This is a genomic window from Xenorhabdus griffiniae (assembly GCF_015163655.1).
In the GTDB taxonomy this organism is placed as follows: domain Bacteria; phylum Pseudomonadota; class Gammaproteobacteria; order Enterobacterales; family Enterobacteriaceae; genus Xenorhabdus; species Xenorhabdus griffiniae.
Genome location: NZ_JADEUF010000053.1, coordinates 1 through 24707, shown reverse-complemented (window position 1 = coordinate 24707; position 24707 = coordinate 1). Strand labels below are relative to the sequence as shown.

General features: G+C 43.9%; 24 protein-coding genes. 2 read left to right on the top strand and 22 right to left on the bottom strand.

Annotation, left to right across the window (positions count from 1 at the left end; translation table 11 throughout):
- Nucleotides 1-237 precede the first annotated feature (237 nt).
- The 20 genes from der to trmJ form a co-directional block, all read right to left on the bottom strand.
- On the bottom strand, nt 238-1731 hold the full coding sequence (der, locus tag IQ211_RS10220; protein ID WP_189759919.1) for a ribosome biogenesis GTPase Der: 1494 nt from the start codon (nt 1729-1731) through the stop codon (nt 238-240).
- Nucleotides 1732-1879: 148 nt separating this feature from the next.
- Nucleotides 1880-3052 (bottom strand): outer membrane protein assembly factor BamB, encoded by a 1173-nt coding sequence (gene bamB / locus IQ211_RS10215; RefSeq protein ID WP_189759918.1) that lies wholly within the window; start codon nt 3050-3052, stop codon nt 1880-1882.
- A gap of 16 nt (nt 3053-3068) precedes the next feature.
- Nucleotides 3069-3689: a YfgM family protein gene (locus IQ211_RS10210; RefSeq protein ID WP_189759917.1), complete on the bottom strand. Its 621-nt coding sequence runs from the start codon at nt 3687-3689 to the stop codon at nt 3069-3071.
- Between the two features lie 14 nt (nt 3690-3703).
- A complete protein-coding gene (gene hisS / locus IQ211_RS10205; protein WP_189759916.1) occupies nt 3704-4981 on the bottom strand; it encodes a histidine--tRNA ligase in 1278 nt (425 codons plus the stop codon).
- Nucleotides 4982-5186: 205 nt separating this feature from the next.
- Nucleotides 5187-6308: a flavodoxin-dependent (E)-4-hydroxy-3-methylbut-2-enyl-diphosphate synthase gene (gene ispG, locus IQ211_RS10200; protein ID WP_189759915.1), complete on the bottom strand. Its 1122-nt coding sequence runs from the start codon at nt 6306-6308 to the stop codon at nt 5187-5189.
- A gap of 91 nt (nt 6309-6399) precedes the next feature.
- Nucleotides 6400-7506 (bottom strand): cytoskeleton protein RodZ, encoded by a 1107-nt coding sequence (rodZ, locus tag IQ211_RS10195; RefSeq protein WP_311062343.1) that lies wholly within the window; start codon nt 7504-7506, stop codon nt 6400-6402.
- 26 nt (nt 7507-7532) lie between these two features.
- A complete protein-coding gene (locus IQ211_RS10190) occupies nt 7533-7904 on the bottom strand; it encodes a fimbrial assembly protein (protein WP_282885484.1) in 372 nt (123 codons plus the stop codon).
- A gap of 128 nt (nt 7905-8032) precedes the next feature.
- A complete protein-coding gene (gene rlmN, locus IQ211_RS10185; RefSeq protein WP_189759913.1) occupies nt 8033-9211 on the bottom strand; it encodes a dual-specificity RNA methyltransferase RlmN in 1179 nt (392 codons plus the stop codon).
- 220 nt (nt 9212-9431) lie between these two features.
- Nucleotides 9432-9860, bottom strand: coding sequence for a nucleoside-diphosphate kinase (gene ndk / locus IQ211_RS10180; RefSeq protein ID WP_189759912.1), 429 nt, complete (start codon nt 9858-9860; stop codon nt 9432-9434).
- Nucleotides 9861-10670: 810 nt separating this feature from the next.
- Complete coding sequence (locus IQ211_RS10175; protein WP_189759911.1) at nt 10671-11099, bottom strand: enhanced serine sensitivity protein SseB C-terminal domain-containing protein; 429 nt, start codon at nt 11097-11099, stop codon at nt 10671-10673.
- Between the two features lie 101 nt (nt 11100-11200).
- Complete coding sequence (gene pepB / locus IQ211_RS10170; protein ID WP_189759910.1) at nt 11201-12496, bottom strand: aminopeptidase PepB; 1296 nt, start codon at nt 12494-12496, stop codon at nt 11201-11203.
- Between the two features lie 130 nt (nt 12497-12626).
- Nucleotides 12627-12821, bottom strand: coding sequence for a Fe-S cluster assembly protein IscX (gene iscX / locus IQ211_RS10165; protein WP_189759909.1), 195 nt, complete (start codon nt 12819-12821; stop codon nt 12627-12629).
- A 14-nt stretch (nt 12822-12835) separates the two neighbouring features.
- Nucleotides 12836-13171, bottom strand: a complete 336-nt coding sequence (gene fdx, locus IQ211_RS10160; protein WP_074023187.1) for an ISC system 2Fe-2S type ferredoxin — start codon at nt 13169-13171, stop codon at nt 12836-12838.
- Nucleotides 13172-13174: 3 nt separating this feature from the next.
- Nucleotides 13175-15022: a Fe-S protein assembly chaperone HscA gene (gene hscA / locus IQ211_RS10155; RefSeq protein WP_189759908.1), complete on the bottom strand. Its 1848-nt coding sequence runs from the start codon at nt 15020-15022 to the stop codon at nt 13175-13177.
- Between the two features lie 66 nt (nt 15023-15088).
- Nucleotides 15089-15610 carry a co-chaperone HscB gene (gene hscB, locus IQ211_RS10150; RefSeq protein WP_189759907.1) on the bottom strand — a complete coding sequence of 174 codons (522 nt, stop codon included), beginning with the start codon at nt 15608-15610 and terminating at the stop codon, nt 15089-15091.
- 42 nt (nt 15611-15652) lie between these two features.
- A complete protein-coding gene (iscA, locus tag IQ211_RS10145) occupies nt 15653-15976 on the bottom strand; it encodes an iron-sulfur cluster assembly protein IscA (RefSeq protein ID WP_189759906.1) in 324 nt (107 codons plus the stop codon).
- A gap of 77 nt (nt 15977-16053) precedes the next feature.
- Nucleotides 16054-16440, bottom strand: coding sequence for a Fe-S cluster assembly scaffold IscU (iscU, locus tag IQ211_RS10140; RefSeq protein WP_074019771.1), 387 nt, complete (start codon nt 16438-16440; stop codon nt 16054-16056).
- Nucleotides 16441-16464: 24 nt separating this feature from the next.
- A complete protein-coding gene (locus IQ211_RS10135; RefSeq protein WP_189759905.1) occupies nt 16465-17679 on the bottom strand; it encodes an IscS subfamily cysteine desulfurase in 1215 nt (404 codons plus the stop codon).
- Nucleotides 17680-17742: 63 nt separating this feature from the next.
- A complete protein-coding gene (iscR, locus tag IQ211_RS10130) occupies nt 17743-18243 on the bottom strand; it encodes a Fe-S cluster assembly transcriptional regulator IscR (RefSeq protein ID WP_099132109.1) in 501 nt (166 codons plus the stop codon).
- Nucleotides 18244-18573: 330 nt separating this feature from the next.
- On the bottom strand, nt 18574-19308 hold the full coding sequence (trmJ, locus tag IQ211_RS10125; RefSeq protein WP_189759904.1) for a tRNA (cytosine(32)/uridine(32)-2'-O)-methyltransferase TrmJ: 735 nt from the start codon (nt 19306-19308) through the stop codon (nt 18574-18576).
- A gap of 125 nt (nt 19309-19433) precedes the next feature.
- Here trmJ and suhB point away from each other — a divergent pair, with 125 nt between their 5' ends.
- Nucleotides 19434-20237: an inositol-1-monophosphatase gene (gene suhB, locus IQ211_RS10120; RefSeq protein ID WP_189759903.1), complete on the top strand. Its 804-nt coding sequence runs from the start codon at nt 19434-19436 to the stop codon at nt 20235-20237.
- A gap of 62 nt (nt 20238-20299) precedes the next feature.
- On the opposite strand, the gene IQ211_RS10115 is transcribed toward suhB, so the two are convergent.
- Both IQ211_RS10115 and glyA read right to left on the bottom strand, forming a co-directional pair.
- Nucleotides 20300-21541, bottom strand: coding sequence for a 3-phenylpropionate MFS transporter (locus IQ211_RS10115; RefSeq protein WP_189759902.1), 1242 nt, complete (start codon nt 21539-21541; stop codon nt 20300-20302).
- A gap of 86 nt (nt 21542-21627) precedes the next feature.
- Nucleotides 21628-22881 carry a serine hydroxymethyltransferase gene (glyA, locus tag IQ211_RS10110; RefSeq protein ID WP_189759901.1) on the bottom strand — a complete coding sequence of 418 codons (1254 nt, stop codon included), beginning with the start codon at nt 22879-22881 and terminating at the stop codon, nt 21628-21630.
- 360 nt (nt 22882-23241) lie between these two features.
- Here glyA and hmpA point away from each other — a divergent pair, with 360 nt between their 5' ends.
- Entirely contained in the window at nt 23242-24432 is a 1191-nt protein-coding gene (gene hmpA, locus IQ211_RS10105) for an NO-inducible flavohemoprotein (protein WP_189759900.1), read from the top strand.
- Nucleotides 24433-24707: the final 275 nt, after the last annotated feature.

The following is a 24707-nucleotide window of genomic DNA, read 5'->3' as shown; positions in this document are numbered from 1 at the left end:
ACACTAAACCTATTAATAAGTTTGACATATTTTCAAAACCAATTAGATTGATTTTTAATATTACTTCTATCTGCTCTGTTTTTATGATGGTTAAACTATTCTTTAGATGCAGAAATAATAAAGGGCTAATAATAACCCTTTTATACCAATCCAACTTCAAGTTACAGCTTGCAAATCAATGTGATGGTTTATATCTCCCCGATACGCGGGGAGATATAAGACGATATTTTTAAATAATTACCGTTTTTTCAGATGTTCCATCAAACGCTTGCGTTTACGGAGCTGAGATGCTGTCAATGTATTTTTCTTATCCGCATAAGGGTTAGCCCCTTCTTTAAATTGGATACGGATAGGTGTTCCCATCACCTTCAAAGAGCGGCGGAAATAATTCATCAAATAACGCTTATAGGAATCAGGTAAATCTGTGACCTGATTACCGTGGATAACCACAATAGGTGGGTTATATCCACCAGCATGAGCATATTTCATTTTCACCCTGCGACCACGGATCATTGGCGGCTGGTGATCATCTTCTGCCATACGCATAATACGGGTCAATAAGGAAGTGCTAACGCGACGGGTGGCACTTTCATAGGCTTCCAGAATTGATTCAAATAAATTCCCAACACCACTGCCATGTAACGCAGAAATAAAGTGAATACGGGCAAAATCAACAAACCCCAAACGCAGTTCAAGCATATCTTTGATGTGATCTTTGTCTTCCTGACTCATGCCATCCCATTTGTTGATGGCAATAACCAGAGAACGACCACTGTTAAGAATAAAACCAAGCAGAGAGAGATCTTGATCAGAAATACCTTCACGGGCATCCACTACCAGTAACACAACATTGGCATCTTCAATCGCCTGAAGCGTTTTAATCACGGAGAATTTTTCAACTGTTTCAGTGACTTTTCCACGCTTACGCACACCCGCTGTATCAATCAAAATATATTCACGGCCATCACGCTCCATAGGAATATAAATGCTGTCACGGGTTGTACCTGGCATATCATAAACGACAACACGCTCTTCACCGAGGATACGGTTGGTTAATGTGGATTTACCCACATTAGGACGACCAACAATCGCAAGTTTCAGAGGCAATGTTGTGGGATCAAATGCCTCCTCCTCTTTTTCTTGTTCAGCAGAAGCATCAAATTCGGCTTGCTCCATTTCGGCCCAATAAGCCGCGTTAGCTTCTTCCTCAGTTAACTCAACTTGTTCCGTTTCTTCTTTATCAGAATATGGCAACAACACACGTTCAATCAGTTGGGTCACACCACGACCATGGGAAGCCGCGATGGAATAAACATCACCTAAACCGAGTGAATAAAACTCAGCTATCGAGGTATCAATATCGATACCATCGGTTTTATTCGCCACCAAAAAAGTTGCTTTTTCACGGCTACGCAAATGCTTGGCAATCGCATGGTCAGCAGGCATCAATCCCGATCTGGCGTCAACCATAAACAGAACAATGTCCGCCTCTTCTATGGCCATCAGAGATTGTGTAGCCATATGCGTTTCTACGCCTTCTTCTGTACCATCGATACCACCCGTATCAATGATGATGAATTCCTGCCCTTCAACCTCTGCCCGTCCATACTTACGATCACGGGTTAAGCCAGGGAAATCCGCTACCAGCGCATCTCTGGTTCGGGTTAATCGGTTAAATAAGGTGGATTTTCCAACATTGGGGCGCCCAACCAGCGCAACGACAGGTATCATTTTTTTGATGCCTCATGACTAGATTTAAATCGATATCCTGCTGAAAGCAACTTTCACCACTGCAAGATACAAGATACTAAAAAGACGAAACGGCCCCTGTTATTGTCCAGGAGCCGTATAATTCCGTGTTATTTAAACACGTTCGAAGTTAGCGGGTATACAGATAAACTGTCCCGTCCTTCGCTTGTAACATCAGTTTATCGCTGGCAACAACCGGACGACTCAACAGGCCAGAACTATCAATCTTGTTCTGCGCTACAAATTTGCCATCAGCCATATTCAACCAATGCAAGTAACCTTCAGCATCACCAACAACCAGATAGCCATTGTACATTTCTGGGCCTGTCAGGTGACGGTGCAAGAGATCATTTTGCGACCATAATGTCACACCATCACTCTTGCGCAGGGACAAAATACGATCATCTTGATCAACAATAAAAATATTGCTGTCAGTGACCACCATATCATGCACTGATCCCAGATCACGTTTCCAGATGATCTGGCCTGAACGCATATCCATTGCCACCAAATTGCCGTTATAAGCAATCGCGTAAATAACATTGTCAGAAATGACCGGAGTCATATCGACATCATTCAAGCGATCTATTTCGGTAGAACCTGTTACCTGAGAAATTCGCTGCTGCCAAATTAGTTGCCCTTCAGACAACAACACCGCACTAATGCGGCCATTGTCGCTACCGACAATAGCTGCACCATAGGCTACGGCAGGAGCGGATTCACCACGAACAGATAATGCAGGTGTATCCATGTTAACTGACCAGGCAATATGACCATCCGTTTCGTTTAATGCCTGCAACATACCATTACCGGTATGAATCAAGACAAAACCATCACTCACTACCGGACGGGACAACGCTTCGCCAGCAACTGTCGATTCCCATTCAACCTTACCGTTCGTTGCATCCAGTGCGATGACTTTTGCTTTTTCTGTTCCGATATACAGACGATCACCGGATACAGTCAAGCCACCAGAAAGCAGTGCGGGTAAACGAGATGACAATAAACCTGCTTTTTCTGACAGATCCGTTGCCCATATTTCTTTGCCGCTGTCTATATCAAATGCTTTGACAATACCATGACGGTCAGCAACGTAAACTGTTGAACCTTGCCAGGTTGGTGATAAATGAGAGTAATACTCCCCCGTACCACTCCCAACGGACTTATCCCAAACGATACGAGGTTTGAATTGATTTTCAACCTTCGGTAACGGTGACATTGTTACCGAATCCTGTTCACTTGAACAACCTGCCAGCAGAACAGAAGCAACCAATCCAACCAAGAGTGTTTTTCGCAGCTGCATTATGAAGTTGGCTCCCTTAGTTGGATAAATTATTAAGTTTGATTTTCATAAAATCCTTAATTACCTGCGGGCCATCAAGTCCAAGCCCTGTAGAATAGGCTGCACGTGCGCCAGCAATATCCCCTTTTTTAGCCAGAATATCCCCGCGAATATCCTCAACCATAACCTGCCAGCCTTTGCCTTTGACCAAATCCAGCGTTTTCAATGCAACATCTGTTTTATCTTCCGCCAATTGAACCCGCGCCAGACGAAGGTTAGACACTGCTTGCATATTCTCATCTTTGGCTTTACCGGATGCGGCTAGCAAATTTTTCTCTGCCTGAGCCAGATCATTCTGAGCAACAGCCTGTTTTGCCAGTTCCAGATCAGCCATAACACCGTAGACATTGTCCGTCTCATTAGCGAATTTTTCTACGGCAACAACATTTTCTTTCGATCCCGACGCCAGTGATTTGTTCAAATCTTCAAATACTGCCGCCGTATTATGCAACTGGTTGGTTTGATGAGTCTGCCAGTAACGCCACCCCAACAAAACACCAATGCCTAACACCAGACCAACAGCAAGGTATTTACCGTTGGTAGAGAAAAAACGCTTGATCGCGTCAACTTGTTCAGTTTCTGTAGTATAGACTTGCACTAGAGTCTCCCTCCTTAGCCTAACAGTTCGCTCAAACGCGCTGCGACCGCTTGTTGTGACAAGGTTTCTTGTTCACCGTTGCGTAAATCTTTCACTGTAATATTGCCTGCCTGAATTTCATCTTCACCCAGAATCAAAGCAACTTTGGCACCGTGTTTACTCGCACGCGTCAACTGTTTCTTAAAGTTACCACCGCCATGATTGGTCATCAGACGTAATTCTGGCAGTTGATCACGGATTTTTTCGGCCAATATCAATGCCGCTTGCTGGCTACCTTCACCAAAGGAAGAGAAATAAACATCAGCAACAGCCAGATCAGCAACAAAGTCAGGATTGACCTCCTGCACCAACAGGACCATACGCTCCATGCCCATGGCAAAACCAACCGCTGGCGTTGCCTTACCGCCCAATTGTTCAACCAAACCATCGTAGCGACCACCGGCACAGATGGTTCCCTGTGCACCCAACGCCGATGTCACCCATTCAAAAACCGTACGGTTATAATAATCAAGACCGCGAACCAGACGCTGGTTGATGCGGTATTTGATCCCAGCGCTATCAAGTAGCTGACACAGTCCATCAAAGTGCTCTTTTGATTCGCTATCAAGATAATCAAACAGCTCCGGTGCATCATTCAAAAGTTGCTGAATTTCAGGGTTTTTAGAGTCCAATACACGCAGTGGATTGGTATACATGCGGCGTTGACAATCCTCGTCCAATTTCTCTTTATGTTGTTCAAGGAAGACTACTAATGCCTCACGATAATTGGCACGGGCTTCTAATGAACCAATCGAGTTCAACTCAAGTGTAACGTGATAAGCAATGCCGAGCTCGCGCCACCAACGTGCCGTCATTAAAATAAGTTCAGCATCAATATCTGGCCCTTGTAAGCCAAACACCTCAGCCCCTAACTGATGGAATTGACGATAACGACCTTTTTGTGGACGCTCATAACGGAACATAGGCCCGATATACCATAAGCGCTGTTCCTGATTGTACAGCAGACCATGCTGAATACCGGCACGGACACATCCTGCGGTATTTTCTGGGCGCAGGGTCAAGCTTTCACCATTGCGATCGTCAAAGGTATACATCTCTTTTTCAACAACATCAGTGACTTCCCCAATTGCACGTTTGAATAACGGGGTCTGCTCTACAATCGGTGTCCGAATTTCGCTAAAACCGTAACCTGACAGCACACGCTTTACCGTCGATTCAACTCGTTGCCAGATGGCCGTTTCAGCAGGAAGGCAATCGTTCATGCCACGAATAGCTGGGATATTTTTTGTCACGTTTTATCTCTTATTAATATTTATACAATGCCACCGATTATAAAAGCGAATACTTGCAAGGTTCAATCTGCAAGCAAATCTATACGCATTAAACTTCAAGTTGCAATTGACAACACGATTGAAACCTGATATCTCCCCGCGAAGCTGGGAGATATCACACGCATCTTGAAGTTAGATTGGTATATATGCTTATATCCCCAATAAATTACTCATCAAGCTGATTGATGCTGATTCGGTTTTTAGCATCAAGGATAGCTGCCTTCGCCCGAATTTTCGCCTCAAGTTGATCAATCAAGTTGTTATTGTCAAAACGCTCTTTTTGGCGAATACCATCTTCATAAAAGCCGCTTTTTGTCTTCGCACCCGTTACGCCAAGCGTTGAAACTTCGGCTTCCCCAGGCCCATTCACAACACAACCAATAATCGAAACATCCATCGGGGTGATTAAGTCCTCAAGACGCTGCTCAAGCGCGTTAACCGTACCGATAACGTCAAATTCCTGGCGCGAACAAGTTGGACAAGCAATGAAATTAATGCCTCGTGAACGGATCCGCAATGCTTTCAGAATATCAAAACCGACTTTAACTTCTTCCACTGGATCTGCGGCCAACGAAATACGCAATGTATCGCCAATGCCTTCTGACAACAAAATGCCAAGACCAATCGAAGATTTCACCGCACCAGCACGGGCTCCGCCTGCTTCCGTAATCCCCAAATGCAACGGTTGATCTATTTTTTGCGCCAGTAAACGGTATGCACCAACCGCCAGAAAAACGTCAGAAGCCTTGACGCTGACCTTAAATTGGTCGAAGTTCAGGCGATCAAGAATATCCACATGACGCATTGCTGATTCAACTAACGCTTCTGGTGTGGGTTCACCGTATTTTTCCTGTAGATCTTTTTCCAACGATCCGCCATTAACCCCAATGCGAATTGGAATGTTATTGTGGCGGGCGCAATCCACAACCTGACGAATACGATCTTCGTTACCAATATTGCCAGGATTGATGCGCAGGCAGTCAACACCATATTCTGCAACTTTCAAGGCTATGCGGTAATCGAAATGAATATCGGCAACAAGAGGGACATTGACTTGCTGTTTGATGGACTTGAACGCTTCGGCTGCATCCATTGTTGGAACAGACACCCGAACGATATCAACACCTACACGCTCTAACGCCTTAATTTGGTTGACTGTTGCTTCAACATCAGTTGTTCGTGTGTTAGTCATTGATTGCACTGCAATCGGTGCGCCATCCCCGATGGGAACATTACCGACATAAATACGTGTAGATTTACGTCTTTTTATCGGTGACTCATTATGCATTTTTACATTACTCCCCTACATCCCTGTATTTTTGTTTATAAGAATTACAACTATGCTGTGGTGAATAACTTTGCCAAAACGGTTAGAACCTTTATTTCAGTGTCAATTTAGCCGTGACACCTTTCTTCACAAAGGAACTGAGATCCACGGGTTTTCCCCGGAACTGGACTTTAACCTTGGCTGGTGCGCCAATATTCACCGAGTAAGGTAAATCACCGGAAAGTTTTAGGCTATCCCCTTTCTTTTTTATGCCACTAAACAACATCTTACCTTTAGCATCTTTGACTGCCAGCCAACATTCACCGCTGAAATCTATCACTAATTCATCGTTGTTCGCAGTGCTGATACTATTTACATCAGTCGATGACGGACTCACAACAGCACTATTCACCTCTGCATTGGCAACCGCAGTTGTATTTTCTGGCGTTGCATTAGCTGCAGGCTGATTTGTTGCTGTGGATACCGGCGCGCCGGAAGACACGGGAGCCTTGCTGTTTCCTTCTGTGCCTTTTGCCTCTGCCGACAATGTTTTTTCCGGGGAAACACCAGATTGAGCAGTCGCTTCGGATTGATTTTCTTTAAGAGACGCTACATTATTCTCCCCTGCACTTGCCGCCTGTCGGTCATTTTCAGAACTTGTTACCTGGTTATTTTGGACGTTTGATTGTGTGGCCATTGAAGACAGTTCTGTTTGTTGTACTTTATAGTTCTGCCACCACCACAGGAATGTCATCCCCAACAGCAAAACAATAACAACCCATGTTATTTTCATTAGCCATCCGTCACGTTTCTTGCGCTTTTTTCCCGCGGAAAAACTTTGCATAGGTGCCGTTTTTATGGCCTTAGAGGGGATCTGTTTATCCAGGGTACTCAAGATTTCAGATTCAGGCACCTGAACTAATTTTGCATAGGCGCGAATATAACCACGAATGAATGTCGGTGAAATATTTGACGGGATATTATCTTCTTCAATATCACGAACAGTGGACAGTTTAAGACACAAGCGATCTGCCACAGTTTGCTGAGAAAGCTCATGTTTTTCACGAGCCTGACGCAGAATCTGACCTGTTGTCAGATTAGCTTCTTCTGGATAAGTTTCAGTCTTCATTAGCAAGGGATACTGGTACTGTTCTGGGTTAAAGAATTTACGCAAATTAAATGAATAGAACATATCACTTAATTTGTGTAGCGAAATCATCTAAATACTGCGTTGAACGCCAAACATCATTCATCACAGCGATAACGAGCTGTGTCACTTTTCATGCTTACCCTACTTTCCATGATCAATTGTTCAGCTTTTTCATACTGCTTTTGTTCACAAAGGAAAATATGGTAGTGATGTACTACGGTATCACTTTCAGCTGCATACTGCATAGCCATTCTATAATGCTGACTGGCGGTTTCTGGACGGCCTGCATATTGTTCATGCAGTGCCATACCCAGATGTGCCTCTGGATGATGAGGTTCCGCCAGCAAGACTTTTTGAAAATGATACTTAGCGGCCGGTAAATTTCGTTCCGCCAAATAAGCTTTCCCTAGCTGCAATCGTGTATTTATGGCAACAACCTGATGAGTGCGATGCGTTGATTTTTCCACACACCCCGTTAACAGGCCAAAACAAACTATAGACCAAATTATTGATTTCCGTATCATACCATCTTCATTTATAAGGATATGTTAAACTTTGCCAGATTTTTAGCCATTAATCGATATTAAACAAAAAATTAGACTGTTTTTACCTGAATAGGTTCACCTGCAAGGCGTTTTTTCATGGTTCGCTTGGTTCTGTCAATGACATCACCGGCAAGCTGTCCACATGCGGCATCAATATCATCTCCCCTCGTTTTACGCACAATGGTTGTAAAACCGTATCCCATCAGGACCTTGGCAAAACGATCGATGCGGCTATTTGAGCTGCGCCCATAAGGTGCTCCTGGGAACGGGTTCCACGGGATCAGGTTGATCTTGCTGGGGGTATCTTTCAGGCATTCGGCTAACTGATGAGCCTGCTCAACGCTGTCGTTGACATGATCAAGCATCACATATTCCACCGTCACACGTCCCTGGTTAGCATTGGATTTTGTCAGGTAACGACGTACTCCCGCCAGAAACTCTTCAATATTGTACTTGCGGTTAATTGGCACAATTTCATCACGAATGTCGTCAGTGGGTGCATGTAAGGAAATTGCCAGTGCAACATCGATCATATCTCCCAGTTTATCCAGCGCAGGAACAACACCAGACGTTGACAATGTTACACGGCGTTTCGACAAACCAAAGCCGAAGTCATCCATCATGATTTCCATTGCTGGCACGACATTATTCAAATTGAGTAATGGTTCCCCCATTCCCATCATCACTACGTTGGTAATGGGGCGACGACCACTGGATTTCAGTGATCCTATAATCTTGGCAGCACGCCAAACCTGACCAATAATCTCGGAAACTCGCAGATTACGGTTAAAGCCCTGCTGAGCCGTAGAACAAAATTTACACTCTAAAGCACACCCCACCTGAGATGAAACACACAGTGTCGCACGATCATCTTCTGGGATATAAACCGTTTCAACCTGTTGATCACCAACAGTAATCGCCCATTTGATTGTGCCATCAGCAGAGCGTTGCTCTTCTGCAACTTCAGGGGCTTTGATTTCAGCAAGTTGTTGTAATTTTGCCCGGAGCACTTTGTTGATATCGGTCATCTGCTCAAAATCGTCATAGCAATAATGGTAAATCCATTTCATGACCTGATCGGCACGAAAAGGTTTCTCTCCCATATCGACAAAAAACTGACGCATTTGTTTACGGTTAAGATCGAGCAAATTGACTTTACCGTTTTTCTTTTCAGGCGTGACGGATACAGCGGAAGTTGCAGGTAGTACGGTTTCGTTAAGTTGGGACATTGTTACATCGCCTCGTTATTACACTTTCGGCTCTATGCTGATCTGATTTCAGCATTAAGTTTTCATGCGGTGACTGCCAATTCAATGTTCATTCTCTCTTTTAATCAGAGCTATATTGAATGGACATTGAAATAAAATAATAAACGCCCCGCTGAACCAAATCAGTGGGGCGCATCATTGTACAAACTTTACTATTTATATGCTACTTAAGTGAAGAACTTTAAAAACGTGGGAAGATTTCATCGTCACTGAAAAAGTAAGCAATTTCACGACTTGCAGATTCAGGAGAGTCTGAACCGTGAACCGCATTTTCAGTAAAGCTGTCGGCATAATCTGCACGCAGAGTACCAGCCAAAGCATTTTCAGGATTGGTAGCCCCCATCAGATCACGGTGACGTTGAACGGCATTTTCACCTTCCAGAACCTGTACCATAATTGGGCCAGAGGTCATGAACGCCACCAAACCATCAAAGAAAGGGCGGCCTTTGTGTTCAGCATAAAAACCTTCCGCCTGTTCGCGCGTCAAATGCAACATTTTGGCGGCGATAATTTTAAACCCTGCACTTTCAAAGCGGGCATAGATAGAACCGATAGCATCTTTCTTCACTGCGTTGGGTTTAATAATGGAAAAAGTACGTTCAATTGTCATTGCGTAACCTCTTTGGCACTTTCAGCGATGATTCATTTTAATTTTTACGCCCCAAACAAAACTGAAGGGCTGCTCAACCCTGTATCTGACAGGGATAAAAATAGGCGTTGATTATAGGAGGAGAGTTTCTGCTTGCCTACAAAAAACATAACATTTTATTAAAACTTTCTTAGCGAAAATATCATTTTTTAGCATAAATCACATTTTTGCTTCGTTATATACGCATTAAACTTCAAGTTGCAATTTACAACATGCTATGAAACCTGATTTCTCCCCGCTTCGCGGGGAGAAATCACACGCATCTTGAAGTGAGATTGGTATACACGATGAAAATAACCATTTTATAAAATAATGCCCGTTCAGGCGATGAATTCCCAAACAGGCATACTGACCAGGATCATTGAATTCGTGTTTTTCACTCAATGACAATTATAAAACCTTCTCTGCTACACATTGAATAAAAGACTTAATTTCGTCAGCCCTTTCTTTGCTTATATCTTGTTTACTTTCATCAGAGACGATAAATTCTCCGGTGAACTTTTCTTTAGGATCTTGGCTGGTTTTATCTGACGTACCAATAATACTGATAGTATCAGATGTTGGCGTTTCTTACCCCGCGCGCCGCGCGGGGTAAGAAATACTCCTATTATTTTGAAACGCTATTTAGCGTTATCAAATTACATGAAAGTAGATCATAAGAAAGTCACGGGGCAGAATAGGTGAAACAGCAATGTTATACGCTACGTTTAAAATAAATTCTATTGCTGTAAAAGCAAGTTTTATGCCGAAGAAAATAGTGTCATCGTAAAGTTATTGATTAATAATTGGGATAGTATCACGCAACCAGCTACCTAACTTTCGCTGATAAAAGGGTTGGGTATGATGAATCAAGAAATGGCTGATGCCTCCTTCTTGTTCATCAAGCAGGCAAAAATCGACAGATTCCTCTTCATCAAGATATTTGCAAGCCAGTTCACCCGCTTCTTGAATTAACAAATTAATTTCGTTTTCTGCCAGTGTCACACTGAATTCCAAGCCAATTAATACATTGGGTTTTTCATCTATATTCTTATCATGGGCCATAATTAAAAAAGCCTGTCGAACAGGTTTATGTTGTTTAAATAATTCAATGAGTGACTCAATAAGCTGAGTTGGCTGTTCTTCTGGCTGGCTTAGAGTAATGAGACTTCCGCCAGGAACCTCTATTTCAGTAGCGATAGATCCATTTAATAAGTTCATGAAAATCCCCGATGGTACTGTTTAAATTGAAGATAAGGTCATAGAAAAATTCAACAATAGCTCCCCATAAGATGAGGAGCTATTAAGCAAGATATTTCAGTTTATTTCGCTTTTGTCAGCAATAAATTGGCAATAGTACGTACACCATATCCCGTTGCACCCGCCGCCCACTGTTCAACAGCGGATTTACGGTAAGTTGCTGAACAGTCAATATGTACCCAACCTTTTTTGTAATTTTCGACAAAGTGCGACAAAAATGCTGCTGCGGTACTTGCTCCTGCCGAATGTGCCGGTGACGCAATGTTGTTCAGATCCGCAAAGTTGGATGGTAGCTGGCTACGATGGAATTCAGCCAGCGGCAAACGCCAGAACAATTCATTTTCATCATTGGCCGCAGCCATTAAATCAGATACCAGTTGATCATCAAAACCTAATACTGAGTGGTAATCATTTCCTACTGCTGTTTTCGCTGCGCCAGTCAACGTAGCAGCATCAATAATAAGTTGTGCTTTTTCTGCACTAGCATCAATCAAACCATCAGCCAGAACCAGACGCCCTTCCGCATCCGTATTCATCACTTCAACCGTTTTACCATTGCGGTAGTGAATGATATCGCCCAATTTGAAAGCATTACCACTCACCATATTATCTGCAATACTCAAGAACAGTTTTACTCGATGTTTTAAGCCACGACTGATTGCCAGAGCCAGTGCTCCCGTTAATGTCGCTGATCCCCCCATATCTGATTTCATAGAGTCCATGAAATGGGAAGGTTTGATGCTGTATCCACCAGAATCGAAAGTAATGCCTTTACCAACCAGGCAGGCGAAAACCGGTGCTTTTGCATCTTTTGTTGGATTGAAGTCTAATGCCAGGAACACAGGATCACGAGAAGAGCCACGACCGACGGTATATACCCCTGCATATCCCTGTTTACGCAACTCATCTCCTTTGATGATGCGATAACTAACGGCATCACCCGCTACTCCACGCAATAAATCAATAGCTCTCTGAGCAAGCTGGTCTGGCCCCAAATCTTCTGCTGGAAGGTTGATGGTATCACGCACCCAGTCAATGAATTTGATCCTTCTTTCTAGTTCCTGTTTTTCCACCGCAGGGAGTTGTGGCCATTCAATTGTGCGTAATCCTTTAGGTGAACGAAAGCCCAGCCAAAATGACCAACTTTTTTCCAGATCCCAGCCATCACCCACTAAAGCAATATGGCGAATTCCTTGTCCGTCAATTTTACGCCCGGCACGTTGAATTGCGCCCAGCTTGCCATTGCCCTCCAAATGGATTGTGATCCCTTGCTCATTTGAACTAATTAGTGCTTTTTCACCCCAGCAAGCGTTAGCTGGCTCATAAGACAGTGTTATAGGCATGATTTGTTTTGTCATTTTTTCTCACTTCTTATCTTATTTGTTCACTGTTACACAGTGAGGGTTTATAAAAAAACTGGCAATTGCCAGTTTTCCACTAAATACAGACTATGCCAAGCTATTGAGCAAGAATCGGTGAAATTACACGTTATTCATATTCGTCCAGCCACACCAACAAAATAGCTTCCAGTATTTTTTCGTTGGATTTCTGCGGATCGTCATCAAAACCTTCCAGCTCACAAATCCATTCATGCATGTCGGTGAAACGCACTGTTTTTGGATCTAAATCAGGAAATTTATCATACAGTGCTTCGCCAATATCACGACTGTCAGACCATTTCATTTTCTGTTCTCCTGTCAGTGTTCGCGCGCATGGTTAATGGTGTATTTGGGGATTTCAACGACTAAATCCTCATCGGTAACTTTAGCCTGACAGCTCAAACGGCTTTCAGGCTCCAAACCCCATGCTTTATCCAACATGTCATCTTCCAGTTCAGAGCTTTCTTCCAGTGAGTCAAAGCCTTCCCTGACAATACAGTGACAAGTGGTACACGCACAGGATTTTTCACAGGCATGTTCAATCTCAATACCATTACGTAATGCAACATCCAGAATGGATTCGCCTTCCTTCGCTTCCAAGACTGCCCCTTCAGGACAAAGTTCGTTATGAGGTAAAAATACAATTTTCGGCATATATTAAATCTCATCCACAGAATGACCCGCCAAAGCCCGGCGGATTGATGTATCCATACGGCGTGCTGCAAATTCTTGCGTTTGCTTGTCCAGTTGTTTTATTGCACTTTCAATTGCCTCAGGGGAAGTTCCCTGAGCACTTTCAATTAATACATGTGCAGCAGCATCAATTGCTGCCAGCTCTTCTTGATCCAGCAAATCCGCATCTTTTTCCAATGCACTGGTTAAACTTTCCAGCATTCGAGCGGCTTCTACTTTCTGTTCAGCTAATTTGCGGGCCTGAACATCTTCCTGTGCATTAGACATAGAATCTTTGAGCATATGGGCAATTTCTTCATCCGATAAACCATAGGAAGGTTTCACCTGAATGGAAGCCTCAACACCCGTGGACTTTTCTAATGCACTGACACTTAGCAAGCCATCCGCATCGACCTGGAAGGTCACACGAATGTGTGCACCACCAGCCGGTAATGGCGGAAGACCACGCAGTGTGAAACGCGCCAGTGAACGGCAATCACTAACCAGTTCTCTCTCGCCCTGCACCACATGAACGCTCATCGCACTTTGACCATCTTTAAAAGTGGTAAATTCTTGCGCTTTAGCAACGGGAATGGTGGTATTACGTGGAATGACTTTTTCAACCAACCCTCCCATTGTCTCCAGGCCAAGTGACAGAGGGATAACATCAAGTAACAGCATTTCGCTATCTGGTTTGTTACCCACCAGAATATCGGCCTGAATTGCAGCACCCACTGCGACAACCTTGTCTGGATCGATAGACGTTAATGGTTCGCGGTCAAAGAATTCTCCCACCATGCTGCGTACCAACGGCACGCGCGTTGAACCACCAACCATGACGACCTGCAAAACTTCGTCAATCGTTACACCTGCATCTTTCAGCGCCCGACGGCAGGAGAGTAATGTGCGTTTAACCAAAGCGGCAATCAATTCGTTAAATTCGGTACGAGTAATGCTGCCCTGCCAGTTAGCTATATTGATTTCCGCGCTCTCAGCTTCACTCAAAGCAATTTTGGTTTGGGTAGCAACATCCAGTAATTGACGCTGTAATCCGTGGCCGTTATCACTGATCCCAGCCTGCTCACGTATCCAATTTGCTAACAACGAATCAAAATCGTCACCACCAAGGGCGGTATCTCCCCCTGTTGCCAGCACTTCAAACACGCCTCGGCTAAGGCGAAGAATAGAAATATCAAATGTTCCGCCACCAAGATCGTAAACGGCGATTATTCCCTCCTGACCGGAATCAAGACCATAAGCAATGGCTGCCGCAGTAGGTTCATTCAAGAGACGCAGAACATGCAAGCCTGCTAAACGAGCAGCATCTTTAGTGCCCTGACGCTGAGCATCGTCGAAATAAGCAGGCACTGTGATCACAACACCATCAAGTTTACCATCCAAGGTTTCTTCTGCCCGTTGCGCCAACGATTTCAATATTTCAGAAGAAACCTGAATAGGATCTACCAGCCCCGCCACGGTATTGATCAATGGCAAACCATTTTCACTGGCCTGAAGCTGGTATGGCAGGTTAGGATAACGCTGTTGAATGTCAGCCAAAGAGCGTCCCATCATCCGCTTGACTGAACTGATTGTATTGGCAGGATCAGACGCAGCTTGTTGACGTGCCTGCCAACCAACTTGAATCTCTTCTTTACGATACTGTACAACAGAAGGAAGTAAGTGACGGTTATCACTGTCTGCCAATGTTTCCGCCTGACCGCTACGGACGGTCGCAACCAGAGAGTGAGTTGTACCAAGATCAATCCCTGCAGCCAGACGGCGCTGGTGCGGTGCGGCAGATAAACCTGGTTCGCTGATTTGTAATAAAGCCATATGTGCCCCTATAAATCTATATCAGCCGAAATTTACTCAACTGAAATGCATTCAGCCAAAAATCCGCTAAAAATCATCCAACAACCGCTCTTCCAGTTGTTCAACCTGCTGTTGCAATTTATCCAAAAAGCGTAACTTACGGACAGTATCAGCTGCAATTGACCATTCGGCAGCATTGAGTTGCTGTTCCATCTGCTCACTGCGTGTTTTAATCATTTTATGCAAGCGAGAGGAAAAATCGTTCAAGGCTGTCTCTGAATCTGCGCGATGTTCAATGGCATCAAGCTCTTCACGCAATTCCAACTGTTGCATCAAAAAAGCCGTATCCTGCATCGTGTGCTGCTCGTTAGATAGATCAAACCCTTGCTGAGATAGCATGTATTCTGCGCGTTTCAGGGGATGTTTTAGTGTCTGATAACCATCATTAATGGTAGCAGCTTGTTGGAGTGCCAGCGCTTTTTCACGTTCTGGCTGGTTGGCAAAACGATCAGGATGAAACTGGCGTTGCAATTCCTGATAACGGGTTACCAACTGTTCGCGATCAATCGCATAACGTGCAGGCAGCCCAAATAAAGTAAAATAGTCCATAAGTTACTCTTAGTTTCGCAAAATGCGGGTCAAAAAATGGGGTTAAACGTGGAAACTTTCTCCACAACCGCATTCGCTGGAAACATTGGGGTTGTTGAATTTAAAGCCTTCATTCAGACCTTCTTTAACGAAATCCAACTCAGTACCATCAAGATAAATGATGCTTTTACCGTCAACGATGACTTTCACGCCCTTATCTTCAAAAACCTGATCTTCTTCATTTACTGCATCAGCAAATTCAAGCACATATGCCATCCCAGAGCAGCCGGATGTTCTCACTCCCAAGCGCAACCCGACACCTTTTCCTCGATTGGTCAGAAAAGCCAAAATACGTTGGGCTGCACTTTCTGTCACGGAAATTGACATACAACACCTCACTTTAAAACTAGTAAAGGTGGATATTGCTGCAATATCCACCAGAATTATGTTCTTTTTATGAAAAATTATTTGGCTTGGCGCTTGCTCTTGTAATCAGCAATAGCCGCTTTGATAGCATCTTCTGCCAAAATCGAGCAATGGATTTTCACTGGTGGCAGTTCTAATTCTTCAGCAATTTGCGTGTTTTTAATTGCCTCAGCCTGTTCCAACGATTTACCTTTCATCCATTCTGTTACCAAAGAACTGGATGCAATGGCCGAGCCGCAGCCATAGGTTTTGAAACGAGCGTCTTCAATGATACCTTCATCGTTGACTTTGATTTGCAGTCGCATGACGTCACCACAAGCGGGTGCTCCTACCATGCCACTACCCACTGTCGGATCTTCGTTATCGAATGAACCAACATTACGTGGGTTTTCATAGTGATCAATTACTTTGTCGCTGTAAGCCATATCGTTACTCCTGAAACCGTCTGATTAATGATGAGACCATTCGATGGTGCTAAGATCCACACCCTGCTTGAACATTTCCCACAATGGAGAAAGATCACGCAAGTGACCAATCGCGTTGTGGATCAGTTTGATTGCATAGTCTATTTCTTCTTCTGTGGTAAAACGCCCCAAAGAGAAACGAATAGAACTGTGCGCCAGTTCATCATTCATACCCAGTGCGCGCAGGACATAGGAAGGCTCCAGACTCGCTGAAGTACATGCCGAGCCAGAAGATACTGCCAGATCTTTCAATGACATCATCAATGACTCACCTTCAACATAGTTGAAGCTGACATTCAGAATGTGTGGCGCTCCCTGTTCCAAATCACCATTCAGGTAAACTTCTTCAATATCTTTAATACCGTTCCACAAACGCAGACGTAAACCACGCAGGCGTTCTGCTTCTGATTCCAGCTCTTCTTTCGCGATACGGTAAGCTTCACCCATGCCAACAATCTGGTGAACAGGCAATGTACCTGAACGCATACCGCGTTCATGACCACCACCATGTTGTTGAGCTTCAATGCGTACGCGAGGCTTACGACGAACATACAGCGCACCAATCCCCATCGGACCATAAAGTTTATGGGCAGAAAAGGACATCAAATCCACTTTTAGCTGGCTGAGATCGACAGGCACTTTACCAACACTTTGGGTTGCATCAACATGGAAAATAATGCCACGACTGCGGCATAATTCACCAATAGTCATGATATCCTGAACAATACCGATTTCGTTATTGACATGCATGATAGAAACCAGAATGGTGTCTTCACGCATGGTCGCTTCCAACTCTTTCAGATCAATCAGGCCATTGCTCATTGGCGCCAGATATGTGATCTCAAAACCTTCGCGCTCCAGCTGACGACAAGTATCTAAAACCGCTTTATGCTCAGTTTTGCTGGTGATAATGTGCTTGCCTTTCTTCTGATAAAATTTTGCAGCACCTTTAATTGCCAGGTTATCTGATTCTGTCGCACCTGAAGTGAACACAATTTCACGTGGATCCGCGCCAATTAAGTCAGCAATTTGATTGCGCGCAATATCAACCGCTTCTTCAGCCTGCCAACCAAAACGGTGTGAACGGGAAGCTGGGTTACCGAAGACTCCGTCAATAGTCAAATAATTCATCATCTTTTCAGCAACACGTGGATCGACTGGTGTTGTTGCTGAATAGTCCAAATAAATGGGTAATTTCATTGCTCACATGCTCCGTAAGACACTTTTAATACTTTTCATTGCCACACAAGTATTTGCCGCAAGTTACGCACGCAGATTAACGTTAATCGTCTCTTGAAGTCTGCCGTTAGGGCCAGGGGTACGACGCTTATCGCCGTCTTGACGATCAGCAACATCCAATACTTCTTGGTTATTCACTAATTCTTCTAAACTGATACTACTCAGGAAGCTCGTGATGCGATCACTGAGGTCACGCCACAAAGCATGGGTCAAACACCGATCGCCGCCTTGACAACCTTCTCGCCCCTGACAACGAGTGGCATCAACAGATTCATCAACAGCTGAAATCACTTCGGCAACGAAAATTTTACCGGCATCTCTGCCCAATAAATAGCCGCCACCTGGACCACGGACGCTAGAAACCAGACCATTTTTACGCAGGCGGGAAAACAACTGCTCAAGATAGGAAAGGGAAATCCCCTGACGTTCAGAAATATCGGCTAACGGCACCGGCCCTTCTTGTGAATGCAACGCCACATCTAACATGGCTGTTACCGCATAACGTCCTTTTGATGTCAGTCTCATAACAAAAACTCCGTGGTGAAATATGGGTGAAATTGTGGCATTCCTGAGTATTTTAGTCAACTATTTAACCGAGTAATTTACTCAACTATTATTTGACACTCTTTCACTTTTTCACTTACCTATCCCGACTGCTTTCCGCTATTGTCCAGTTATCTATTATCCCGTTACATTGTATTTTCTAGCGACGGCTTCCTGTTACTTTCTGCTACAGTTTTTTATCTGCATTAAACTTCAAATTGCAATTTACAACACGCTATGAAACCTGACTTCTCCCGGCGAAGCGGGGAGAAACACACGTATCTTGAAGTTAGATTGGCATACTGTATCAATTTATTTTTTATCCCACTTTTCCATGGAAGTCAGTATACCACGCAGGATATTCAGCTCTTGAGTTTCTGGCCGGGCACGAGTGTAAAGACGTCTTAATCTATTCATTATCTGGCCCGGATGCGCTTTGCGAATAAAACCGGACTCTTTCAATACCTGTTCAAGGTGCTGATAAAAACGCTCCATGTCTTCAACAGGGGGATACTCTACTTCATGCTCTGGAAACGTTACTGCTTTTAATTGCTCCTGAGCCGCAAGGTATGCCATGCGAATTTCATAGCTAACCAACTGAACCGCCATTGCTAAATTCAATGAACCATATTCTGGGTTAGTTGGGATATAAAGATGATAATTACACTTTTGCAACTCTTCGTTAGTCAAGCCAACACGTTCACGGCCAAAGACAATAGCAACTGGCGAGTGGCTGGCAGTTTCGACACAGCGTTCACCACATTCACGTGGCTCAACCATCGGCCAGGATAGGGTTCGGGAACGGGCACTGGTGCCAATGACTAACTCACACCCGGCCAATGCTTCATCCAACGAATTCACAATTGTTGCATTGCCGATAACATCACTTGCACCGGCTGAAAGTGCGATAGCGTGAGAATCAGGTTGGACAAGCGGATTCACCAGATACAGGTTGGTCAGTCCCATTGTTTTCATGGCCCTGGCGGTTGATCCCATGTTCCCCGTATGGGAGGTTTCTACCAGAATAATGCGGATATTCTCTAACATGACGGCTTTTAAATTCAGTATAAGAGCCGAATATCTTAACACAGCATTAGTCATTTTGACGAACTACTGCTATAATGCGCGCCAATTTATTTCCCGTTCTTTAAAATCCTGGTGGAAGATACCCCATGCATCCGATGCTAAACATCGCTATACGCGCTGCGCGTAAGGCCGGCAACTACATTGCCAAAAGCTACGAAACTCCTGATGCTGTTGAAGCAAGCCAAAAAGGCAGTAATGATTTCGTTACCAATGTTGATCGTGAAGCAGAGAAGCTGATCATTGACATCATCCGTAAATCTTACCCTAAGCATACGATTATCACCGAAGAAAGTGGTAATCACATAGGAGAAGAAGATGACTTCCAATGGGTTATCGATCCACTGGATGGCACCACCAACTTTATCAAACGTCTTCCCCATTTTGCTGTTTCCATTGCCGTACGCATTAAAGGCCGCACAGAAGTGTCTGTGGTTTACGATCCAATGCGCAATGAACTGTTCACCGCAACTCGTGGCCAAGGCGCTCAATTGAACGGTTATCGTCTGCGTGGCACTAATGCCCGTGATCTGGATGGCACTATCCTTGCGACGGGTTTTCCATTCAAAGCTAAGCAGCACACTATCCCTTACATGAATGTGCTGGGTAAATTATTTGAACGCTGTGCAGATTTCCGTCGCACAGGTTCTGCAGCACTGGATATGGCGTATGTCGCTGCCGGACGTGTCGATGGTTTCTTTGAAATTGGCTTAAAACCTTGGGATTTCCTGGGTGGTGAATTGCTGGTACGTGAATCAGGTTGTATTGTCACTGATTTCGTTGGTGGTCATAACTATGTCAGCTCTGGCAATATCGTTGCAGGTAGCCCACGTATCGTTAAAGACATTCTGTCTGAAATGCGTGAAGAATTGACTGAAGCATTGAAACGTTAATTCGTTATTATTGACTTCAAGGGCACCTATCGGGTGCCCTTTTTCTTATCTTCGTTTTTTTATTAGCGCGAAAGTGAATGGGCTTCAACTTTTGGTCTTAAGAACAGGGCAGGTAAAGCAACCAGTGCCATCACCCCAAATATGCCACTCCCTATCTGCTCATACATGAAGCCGGCAACCATACTCATGACAGCAATACCGCCCCCCATAGCTAAAGCAGAGTAAGTTGCTTGCAACCGGATGATTTCGTTTTCCTTTCTGGCACCAATAAAACGCATCGCAGCCAAATGGCAAACGGTAAAAGTACCACAATGCAGGATTTGAATAATAATCAACACCGGTAACTCGGTTGAGGTTCCCATAAGTCCCCAACGAACAACACCACAAATCCCCGACAATAATAGTAAATTACGGGCACTCCAACGACGGAATAATTGCTTGCTAAAAGTAAAGATAACAACTTCAGCCACTACGCCTAAGGACCAGAGATAACCAATGGTTGATGAGGAATAACCCGCTTGCTCCCAATAAATGGAACCAAAGCTGTAATATCCCGCATGGGCGGCCTGCAATAAAGTTACACAGAGTAAAAACCGCCACACTGATTTTTCAGATAAGAGTTCTTTAAAAGAAACAGCATTGATATTGGCGGCTTTAATCTTACCTACTGGCATGATGGAAGGTTTCAACATCATACCCAGTAACATGGCTGTAACACTGAATAGCAAGAAAGCAAGAATGATATGGTGTGTACCAAATAACTCATGACCGATCCAATTATTCAAACGATCAAACGATATATTCCAGTCAAAATTCAGGCTACTGATTGAGAAATTTATCCCATTGGTAGACATCAATATGCCTGCCAACGAAGAACTAATAACAAATGCAATCGAACCCCAAACCCTTACCTTGCCATAATCAAACGTAAACTGCTTGTGCCATGTTCCCGCTAAAGCATCTGATAAGGGGACTAATGGTGAGAAGAATAAATTGAAACCAACCATGATAAATAAAAGCCATGTCCAATGGCTACCAAATACAAAGCCAATGGCAAAAAGCAAGGCCAATAATGAGAGAAGACGTAATGCATTAATTAATTTAGCGGGGTTTTTTACCGTAGGAGAGATAACCAGACTGCCGACAAAGCGAGCTACCATTCCAACACCTAGCAAGATCCCTATCATTGAGGCATCAATGCCTTCACCTTTTAACCAGACAGACCAAAAAGGTAAGAATATACCGTAAGAGAAAAAATAGGTGAAATAACCCAGGCCCAACCAAAATGTCGATGGAACAACCATCCAAATGCCCTCGTTTTTGATACAAAAAACCCGCTCAAAACTGACGTTATGAGTCGGGTTTATTACTAAACTACATTTTATTTAAATTATGCGTAGACCGGATATTTTGCGCAGATATCTAATACCTTTTGCTTAACACTTTCAATGATTGCTTCATCATTGATGTTATCCAGCACATCACACATCCAGCCAGCCAGTTCACGGGATTCTGCTTCCTTGAAGCCACGGCGGGTAATTGCAGGCGTGCCGATACGGATACCAGAGGTGACGAATGGGCTGCGTGGATCATTAGGTACGCTGTTTTTGTTCACGGTGATATTGGCACGTCCCAAGGCCGCATCAGCATCTTTACCCGTAATGTCTTTGTCCACCAGATCCAGCAAGAACAAATGGTTTTCGGTTTCTCCAGAAACCACTTTGTAACCGCGTTGCAGGAATACTTCTACCATCACTTTCGCGTTCTTGGCAACTTGGTGTTGGTAGGCTTTGAATTCAGGCTCCATCGCTTCTTTCAATGCAACTGCCTTACCAGCAATAACGTGCATCAACGGACCACCCTGGGAACCAGGGAAAACAGAGGAATTCAGTTTCTTGTAAAACTCTTCATCACCACCCTTCGCCAAAATCAAGCCACCACGTGGGCCAGCCAATGTTTTGTGCGTTGTGGTTGTGACAACATGTGCATGAGGAACTGGGTTTGGATAAACCCCTGCGGCAACCAGACCTGCGACGTGAGCCATGTCAACGAACAAATAGGCACCGATTTCATCCGCAATTTCACGCATCTTCGCCCAATCGACAACACCAGAATAGGCAGAAAAGCCGCCGATGATCATTTTAGGCTGATGTTTTTGCGCTTGCTTACGAATATCGTCGTAATCAATTTTGCCACTTTCATCAATACCATAAGGCACGATATTATAAAGTTTGCCAGAGAAGTTAACTGGGGAGCCGTGAGTCAGATGGCCACCGTGCGCCAGATTCATCCCTAAAACCGTATCGCCGGGTTTTAGCAGTGTCATATACACCGCAGCATTTGCCTGAGAACCAGAGTGTGGCTGGACATTAGCATAATCTGCACCAAACAACGCCTTGGCGCGGTCAATCGCAAGCTGCTCAACCACATCAACATACTCACAGCCACCGTAGTAACGTTTACCCGGGTAACCTTCCGCATACTTGTTAGTCAGCTGAGAGCCTTGTGCCTGCATTACTCTTGGGCTGGTGTAGTTTTCAGAAGCAATCAATTCAATGTGTTCTTCTTGACGACAAACTTCCTGTTCCATCGCTTGCCACAGTTCGGGATCGTAATTCGCAATATTCATTTCACGCTTTAACATTGGGTTCTCCTGACTCAGCTACATCTCTAAAAAAATACCCCTGAGGGCCAGAATGGCACACAGTGTAAACTCTTTTTATCGAATGAGATAGTCTTGACAAAATAAATTACGCAAACGTTTGCACTTCATCCTGGTAACCCATTAGAAACTAAATAACCTACTGTTTCGCTAATGATTATGGATTTATTACTGAGATTTGTGATCCTGGTCGTGATCCACGTTAATTTAAATTCTATTTTTTTGACTTAAGGAAAGATAATTATCTTTTCTCAATCTGATGCATTCCCAAACCCTATAAGTTGCATTTAAAATGCAACTTATAGATTTCAGCATTATGTGAGAAAAATTCAGGAGATCCCCATGCTAGATAGTCAGGTTATCGCAACCATAAAATCGACCATTCCATTAATTGTTTCCACAGGCCCTAAGCTAACTGCGCATTTTTACGAGCGCATGTTCAAGCATAACCCTGAATTAAAAGATATTTTTAATATGAGTCATCAGATCAACGGTGATCAGCGGGAAGCGCTTTTCAATGCTCTTTGTGCTTATGCTGGCAATATCGATAATCTGTCAGCACTTTTACCTGCCGTAGAAAAAATCGCCCATAAACATGCCAGCCTCAGTATTCAACCTGAGCATTATCAAATTGTAGGTAAGCACCTGCTGGCAACGATTGATGAAATGTTTCATCCTGGTGACGAAGTTCTCAACGCCTGGGGAAAAGCTTACAACGTATTAGCTAATGTCTTTATCAATCGAGAAGAGGAAATTTATCAAAGCGGTGAATCCCTGGAAGGAGGTTGGCGTGATCTACGTCAGTTTCGTGTTAGCCGGAAACAACCACAAAGTGATGTTATCACTAGCTTTGAGTTTTCGCCTGTTGATGGTGGCAAGGTTATGGATTATAAACCAGGGCAATACTTGGCAATCTATGTAGAAGATCCCATATTTGACAACCGTGAAATCCGCCAATATTCACTGACTGCCGCGCCAAACGGAACCAGTTACCAAATTGCTGTCAAGCGTGAACCCCAGGGCAAAATTTCAAACCATCTGCACGATAAGGTACAGGAAGGGGATATTGTGATGCTGGCTGCACCACACGGTGATTTCTTTCTTGATGTGCAACCTGATATGCCAGTTACACTGATTTCTGCCGGGGTTGGTTTGACACCGATGATGAGTATGCTGCAATCCCTGCATAACCAACATCATATTGGCGCAGTAAATTGGTTCCACGCCGCAGAGCATGGCGGCCATCATGCTTTCGCCAATAAGGTGAATGAAATTTCCCAATCTATGCCTAATTTGTATTCACAAGTTTGGTATCGAGAACCCAGAGATATAGATCAGAAAGGCATACATTACCAGCATATTGGGCTGATGGATCTATCGCTCGTGAAGGATGCAATAGCAGTGGAAGGGATGCAATTCTATTTCTGTGGTCCTGTGGCTTTCATGCAACATATCGCCAAACAATTGCTGGCAATGGGTATTGATGAACAACATATCCATTATGAATGTTTCGGCCCGCATAAAGTCATTTAGTATGGTTTTCTAATACACCCGAATTCTGGATAACAAGTTAAACTAAAAGCCTGTTCCAGGATCAATATTTTTGACTAATAAAATGTCGATCTAAAAAAGAACAGGCTATGGACAAATTAGTTGAAGTTTTTGTGATGTCGATGATTTTTGCCACTTTAGTAAAATAACGCGATGCTCGACTTTCTAGATGAGATGACATAGTGAATTGAAATGACATAGCCCTGCCTTTATAACCTTAAGTTGCGAAACAAAGAGCAATAAAGGAACAAAAGGCT